The organism is Acidobacteriota bacterium, assembly GCA_003225175.1.
Classification (GTDB): Bacteria; Acidobacteriota; Terriglobia; order Terriglobales; family Acidobacteriaceae; genus Gp1-AA112.
In genome coordinates, this window is sequence record QIBA01000016.1 from 1 (window position 1) to 5,672 (window position 5,672).

Consider the following 5,672-nt stretch of genomic DNA (forward strand, 5'->3'; position numbering starts at 1 on the left):
GCATTGTTTAGCATGCCCAGAGTTCACCATTGTTTGAAGCGTGCTCGAGCATCTCCAATCACGTTGCCGGCCTTTTACTTCCGACACGCGGTATGTAGCTGTTGGCAGACGCGGCGGCCTAGAACAGGCCGAGCAATTTGAGCACGATCACGATAACGACGATCACTCCAATTATATAAAAAATATTTCTATTCATGCTGGCAATTGATACTACATCGCGGTTCGCGATAACGCCTTTTTATTCCTTAAAGCGACATCCCTAACGACGGAAAAGTAAACCGAGCACGAAACCAACCCCGAGCGCGGTAAAGACCGCCTTCGTCGGGTTCTCGCGGACGTATTGCTTGCTGCCGTCCTGGGAACTGCGGACGCGATGGAGCGCATCATCCCAGACTTTCCCGCGCGGGCGATATTTATCGGCTGTTACGCCTGCCGCCGAGCTGAGACCTTCCGCCGCTTTACGAGCACCGCTCACGCCGCGCTCTGCTTCTTGTTCCGAGCGTGGCGGCACCGCAGAGCCTTGATCCATTTGGTTTTTGTCAGCCATAGATTTTACCTTAAGCCTTCGGTGCCGATGCTTCGCTGACGGTGCTGATGTCCTCAGCGCCAGCAGTCTTGAAAATCTTCTTCGCCCGATCAACGTCTTCGCTTTCATCCGTGTGGACGGCGATCAGATAATTCCCCTTTTCCAACTTCTCCGCGTAGCGCTTTGCCTCGATCTCTGGAATGCCGAGACCGATCAAACCGCCCACGATACCGCCGGTCGCTGCTCCGACGGCTGCGCCACTGAGTGCCGCCATAATTGGCCCAGCGGCGATAAGCGGGCCTACGCCCGGAATTGCCAATGCGCCAATTCCTGCCAGTAATCCAAGCACCCCGCCCGTCGCGCCACCAGTAGCCGCGCCAGTTGTCGCGCCTTCTGGGGCCTTAGTGGCTTTAACGTGACCAACATCACGCGTGCCCCCTGTGTCGGGCATCAGCACTGAAATTTCTGAGGTCGCGAAACCTTGTGCTTGGAGCTGCTCGACAATTCGCTCGGCCTGTCCGTGTGTAGTTGCAATACCGAATATTGATTTAGACATAATGATTTTCTTTCGTTTGTATGATGTTGTATTTTGTTTGTGTGAGGTTTTTGTTAGTTTGACCCTTTAATGTCGAGTTGATCGTTAATCTTGGCACCGCCAGCCGCTGATCTTGCGAGCTGATCAATTTTCGCCTTTTCTTGCGCGTTCTTAACGGGCCCGCGGAGTGTAACTTGGCCGTTGTCCGTAATGATTTTGATGTTCTTCGCAGTTGTTGAAAGCTCGCTATCTTTCACTAACGCCTGCCGTATAGCCTGTGTAATCTTTAAATCGGCAGAACTGTTTGACTGATCGCCAGACGTCTGCGTTTCACTGGAGCGATCTCGCTCGTTTATTGAGGTGTTGTCCGGTTTCGTCTTCTCGTCGGCAGCCATTACGGCTAAGCTAACTGCGGTAAGACAAGCTAAGACTAATAAAGTTCGTTTCATATGCATCATCGATTTGAACCAGCATCTGCCGATTCCGTTTCACTGACCGCCTCTGGATTGACGATGCTTTCAGCTAATTGGTTTAGAATCTCATTTGTTTCAGATTCTTCATCGAGGGTAGATTGCAGAAGCCTCGCCTCTTCATCCTTACCCAAAAGGTTGGCGAAAGTGCGAACGCTGCCGTAGCTCGCGATTTCGTAATGTTCGACCTTCTGCGCGGCAACGATTATTCCTGCATCAAGAACTGACTCTTCACCGTCTTCTTCCAAGATTTCCGATCCTTCCTCGATGAGTCCCTTCATCCCGTGGCAAGTCTTGCCTTTAGGACTTTCGTCAAGCTGCTCAAACAGCTGTTCGAGCCTTTCAATATGTCCTTTTGTTTGTTCCAGATGCTTTTCAAAAGCATCTTTCAATTCCGGCGATGAAACCACTTTTGCCATCTTCGGCAACGCCTTGAGCAATTGGTTTTCGGCGCTGTAAAGATCGCGTAGTTCGCTGATGTAAAGCTTTTCCAGTGTGTCCAACTTCATGTTTCCTTTCTTTTGATTGTTTGTGCCTGCTATCTCCGGGCTGCAATTTTGTAGCAGCGCGTCAGTGGGCATCGCATATCGCCGCAGTGTTGGTTCCCGGAGACCGCACAATTCTGAAAGTACATCAGCCAAACCTACAAAGCCGTATGACTTAAAGAGAACAACTCCTAGGGCGTTTATGTGTGTGTGAAAAATGCTGGCGAGGCGAATTGCAGAGGAATTAGAGAAAATGAAGCAAGGCGGCATTAACGAACCGGAATTGTCGCGCATCTGGCCACATACGGGAAGCCACGCGAGCCTCAGATTGCTTTCGTCGGCGAACAGCGCAGTTTGCCGGCTTCGCTACTACAAGGACGGCCTGCGCAATTTTTCGACGAAAAACCGTCTCCCTTGAGCTACTATTTACTCAGGTTTGTCTTACGTTTCAGGTGGCCGGGGCTCACGCTTCTTGCTTTGGACTGCATCTTCGGAGCACCCTTTCGTGCTGCAGCGATCACACACCGAAAAAATCGTGTCCGCAGCACCTCCATGTTTCCCTTTTTGGATTACGCGCCTACAGAACGCGCAGACAATCCGAAAATAACCCTGAGTGCCCCTGCGCTTCACCAACGACGTTATCGCATCCAATCAGAGGGTTGGTTTCATTGTTCACCCTCTGTTGTTAGCTCGTTAGAGCGCAGCGCGTGATGCTTTGGCTACCCTTGAGACTTTTGCGTTGCGAAATTGGGACGGGGCGATGTGATCGGGTTTCTGCGTCGCAAATTCGCCCTGTAGCACTTCGGATGGTCTTTTCTCGGGACTGTGATGAAGTGTTTGTCCAATCAAAGTTGGCTTAAAGCTGTCCACGAAAATGTTTGCAGCACAAATTTGGGTTAGTGAAAGTGTCGGGGCTACGCGGTAACAGCGATACATCTTGAGCGCCCTCGGTGCTCGATTCCTAAGCATGGACTCAAGTTCAAAAGATAAAGCTAAAGGTGGTTTTCACGAAGCGAAGGGCAAAATCAAAGAAGAGACCGGCAAGGCGACAGGAAACCGGGATTTAGAAGACCGTGGCGCGGCGGAAAAGACGGGCGGCAAAGTCAGAAAAAAAGTCGGCGACGTTAAGAAAGTCTTCGGGAAATAATTCCCGTTCCATAATGCCGAGGGTAGAACCGCGCAGGGATCGACGAGGGGGAACGCTTCCAACAGCTTCTTCGCCTCTTTGGAGTCGATCGCGACTGCATCCAGCGGGACATCAAATTCTTTTACCGCGTCCAGCGCGTGTGCAGAGATGTGACGATCACGGCCTGAAAACCGCAGAGCATCCCCGTCCAGGCGCGATAATCACGAGACTTTTGCTTCGGCTTCGTCCGTGGCTTCTTGAAGATCGCAAAGTCCAGCCGGTGGTCGTTTTGAGACCTCTTTGCTGTCAACGGTTGTTCTGGTGTAGTAGACTGCGCGGTAGTACATCCCCTCCGACTTACGGTTCCGGTAGATTGCACCTCAGACGACCCGCGTTTAACGACAAAGAAGAGGCAACGCGACCCTAACGGGATTCGAACCCGTGTTACCGCCGTGAAAGGGCGGTGTCCTGGGCCTCTAGACGATAGGGTCACAAAGCCGGGCAATATCAGAATTGCGACGGCTCAGCGCAAGGCAAATTGGCAGCCGCTCTCAGTGTCTCGGTTCGAACGCGTGAACTAGCGCCGCTGCGCGCGCGGTTGCGCCCTTGTGCTCCCGCAAGGCGACCTGCGCATTTCGCACGAGACGCTGGCGGGCGTCGTTGTCGCCGAGAAGCTCGCCAACGGCGCGCTCGAGCGAGCCGGTATCGTTGACCTGCATCGCGGCATCCTTTGAAACCAGTGTTTTAGCCAGCGTTGCGAAGTTTTCCATGTGCGGACCAAACACAACGGGTTTGCCTGCTAGAATCGGTTCTACGGGATTTTGTCCGCCGTGCGCGGTGAGGCTTTTCCCGATGAACACGACAGTGGCGATGCCGTACCAACGTTGAAGTTCACCAGTCGTATCGAGGAGCATGCAATCCCCTTTGGCTGCGGCGGAGGTGGACGCTTGGCTGGCGAGCGTCACACGCAATGGCAGAGCACCCAATTGTGCACGGATTTCTTGCAGCCGTTCGACATGACGCGGCGCGATGAATAACCGCAGCGAGGGATATTGCTCGCGCAATCGAAGAAAAACTCTGGCCAGGATTTCTTCTTCGCCGCGATGCGTGCTGCCGCCGAACAGGACTAGCGGCTCCGAGTTGAACGCGTCCAAGACGGATGCGGCTACAGTCTGGCTTTCTCCCTGAACCTCAGGATCGAATTTGATGCTGCCGGTCGCATGAATTCGATCTCGCGAAACACCGAGCGCCACCCATCGCTCGACATCCCGCCGTTCTGGTACACACACCAAATCGAGGAGCCGGAACATTGGCGCGACAAAAAACCGAAACCGTCGATAGCGTCGCTCGGAGCGCGGAGACAATCGCGCGTTCACCAGCGCGAGCGGGATCCGGCGCGCGTGCGCTGCGGCGGCGAGGTTGGGCCAAACCTCCGCTTCAATAAGAACAATCCGCGCCGGAAGAATGGCCGAAAACGCGCGCCGCATGATTGGCCAGTAATCCAGCGGCGTGTACATGACTTCGATCCAAGACGGCGCACTTTTGCGCGCCAACGCGAACCCGGTCGTTGTGGTTGTGGTCAACACGCAGTGCACATCCCGTTCGAGCACGCGTAACGCATTCGCGAGTTTCAACGCAATGTTTACTTCACCCACGCTCACTGCGTGCAGCCATGTCGAGCGTTGCTTCGCAAGCCGGTTCCGCAGCGCACCGTCGTAGATTCCCACTCGTTGGCCAAATTTTTCGCGGTAACCGCCGCGGCGAATCATTTTGGCGAAATAGCCCGGCAAAAAAATCAACAACCCGAGCGGCCAAAACAGATTATAAATGAAGCGAATCACTTAATTGCAGATTGCCAATTGCCGCATGCCGATTGACTCACAAACAGAATTTCGGTGGCACCGTAGGTTTTCTGGCGAATTACGCGCCAAAGTTTCAATTCCGAAAGCGTTTCATCCGGTCGTTTCTCCAACACAAAAATGCCGTCGAGCTCCAGCAACTTTGGCAAACTTTCGTTGTTCAAAAGCTTCTCAGTATGGCTTTCGCCGCGGTGCGGTTTTTCATAGGGCGGATCCGCAAAAATAATTTGAAATTTCTCCGCGTTCGATCGTTGCCGTAGAAAATCGAAAACATCCTGCTTTCGCACGCGCCCTTTTAAATTCGTCTTGGCGAGATTTTTCTCGATTGCTTCTGCCGATTGGCGCTCACCTTAACAAACATCGCGGAGGCGGCCCCACGGCTCAGCGCTTCGATTCCAAGCGCACCGCTTCCAGCGAAAAGATCGAGCACTCGCGCGCCGATGACTGTCTCACCCAAGCTCGAAAAGATAGCCGCCTTGACGCGGTCCATTGTCGGTCGGACACCGCGCTTCGGAACTGTCAGGCGGACTCCGCCGGCGCTGCCGGCGATAACCCTCATGGCGACGCAACTGGGGTTGGTGTTGCATTGGCTTCAGGCAGCGCTGCCTCCGGCGGCAGAGAGGGCGAGGGCACAGCGCTCATCGCACCTCCAACGCCCTTCTTTTTCTTTT

9 protein-coding genes and 1 tRNA gene are annotated in these 5,672 nt (G+C 53.7%); 2 read left to right on the forward strand and 8 right to left on the reverse strand.

Translation table 11 applies throughout. From position 1 onward, the window contains the following. Window positions 1-259: 259 nt before the first annotated feature. Genes DMG62_00505 through DMG62_00520 form a run of 4 tightly spaced genes read right to left on the reverse strand, consistent with a single transcriptional unit; the run spans window position 260 to window position 2,040 of the window. On the reverse strand, window positions 260-547 hold the full coding sequence (locus DMG62_00505) for a hypothetical protein (GenBank protein PYY24952.1): 288 nt from the start codon (window positions 545-547) through the stop codon (window positions 260-262). Window positions 548-557: 10 nt separating this feature from the next. Beyond that, window positions 558-1,088, reverse strand: coding sequence for a hypothetical protein (locus tag DMG62_00510; protein PYY24953.1), 531 nt, complete (start codon window positions 1,086-1,088; stop codon window positions 558-560). Window positions 1,089-1,135: 47 nt separating this feature from the next. Then, on the reverse strand, window positions 1,136-1,510 hold the full coding sequence (locus DMG62_00515) for a hyperosmotically inducible protein (GenBank protein PYY24959.1): 375 nt from the start codon (window positions 1,508-1,510) through the stop codon (window positions 1,136-1,138). Window positions 1,511-1,515: 5 nt separating this feature from the next. Continuing rightward, a complete protein-coding gene (locus DMG62_00520; protein PYY24960.1) occupies window positions 1,516-2,040 on the reverse strand; it encodes a ferritin-like domain-containing protein in 525 nt (174 codons plus the stop codon). 193 nt (window positions 2,041-2,233) lie between these two features. Between DMG62_00520 and DMG62_00525 the strand changes: the two genes are divergently transcribed. Both DMG62_00525 and DMG62_00530 read left to right on the forward strand, forming a co-directional pair. Continuing rightward, window positions 2,234-2,434 carry a hypothetical protein gene (locus tag DMG62_00525; GenBank protein PYY24954.1) on the forward strand — a complete coding sequence of 67 codons (201 nt, stop codon included), beginning with the start codon at window positions 2,234-2,236 and terminating at the stop codon, window positions 2,432-2,434. Window positions 2,435-2,983: 549 nt separating this feature from the next. Continuing rightward, on the forward strand, window positions 2,984-3,163 hold the full coding sequence (locus tag DMG62_00530; GenBank protein PYY24955.1) for a CsbD family protein: 180 nt from the start codon (window positions 2,984-2,986) through the stop codon (window positions 3,161-3,163). A 397-nt stretch (window positions 3,164-3,560) separates the two neighbouring features. Here the strand turns inward: DMG62_00530 and DMG62_00535 are convergent. The 4 genes from DMG62_00535 to DMG62_00550 all read right to left on the reverse strand — a co-directional run bounded on the left by DMG62_00535 (window position 3,561) and on the right by DMG62_00550 (window position 5,560). Next, a tRNA-Glu gene (locus tag DMG62_00535) sits at window positions 3,561-3,633 on the reverse strand. A gap of 60 nt (window positions 3,634-3,693) precedes the next feature. After that, entirely contained in the window at window positions 3,694-4,983 is a 1,290-nt protein-coding gene (locus DMG62_00540) for a hypothetical protein (GenBank protein PYY24956.1), read from the reverse strand. Then, complete coding sequence (locus DMG62_00545) at window positions 4,980-5,327, reverse strand: hypothetical protein (protein PYY24957.1); 348 nt, start codon at window positions 5,325-5,327, stop codon at window positions 4,980-4,982. Before DMG62_00545 ends, DMG62_00540 begins: the two co-directional genes overlap by 4 nt. After that, a complete protein-coding gene (locus DMG62_00550) occupies window positions 5,297-5,560 on the reverse strand; it encodes a hypothetical protein (protein ID PYY24958.1) in 264 nt (87 codons plus the stop codon). Before DMG62_00550 ends, DMG62_00545 begins: the two co-directional genes overlap by 31 nt. Between the last annotated feature and the right edge of the window lie 112 nt (window positions 5,561-5,672).

Bases quoted from the DNA above. Each gene is read 5' to 3' on its own strand.
- DMG62_00530 (PYY24955.1), top strand. From the start codon at position 2,984: ATGGACTCAAGTTCAAAAGATAAAGCTAAAGGTGGTTTTCACGAAGCG.
- DMG62_00515 (PYY24959.1), bottom strand. From the start codon at position 1,510: ATGAAACGAACTTTATTAGTCTTAGCTTGTCTTACCGCAGTTAGCTTA.
- DMG62_00550 (PYY24958.1), bottom strand. From the start codon at position 5,560: ATGAGGGTTATCGCCGGCAGCGCCGGCGGAGTCCGCCTGACAGTTCCG.
- DMG62_00520 (PYY24960.1), bottom strand. From the start codon at position 2,040: ATGAAGTTGGACACACTGGAAAAGCTTTACATCAGCGAACTACGCGAT.
- DMG62_00525 (PYY24954.1), top strand. From the start codon at position 2,234: ATGCTGGCGAGGCGAATTGCAGAGGAATTAGAGAAAATGAAGCAAGGC.
- DMG62_00505 (PYY24952.1), bottom strand. From the start codon at position 547: ATGGCTGACAAAAACCAAATGGATCAAGGCTCTGCGGTGCCGCCACGC.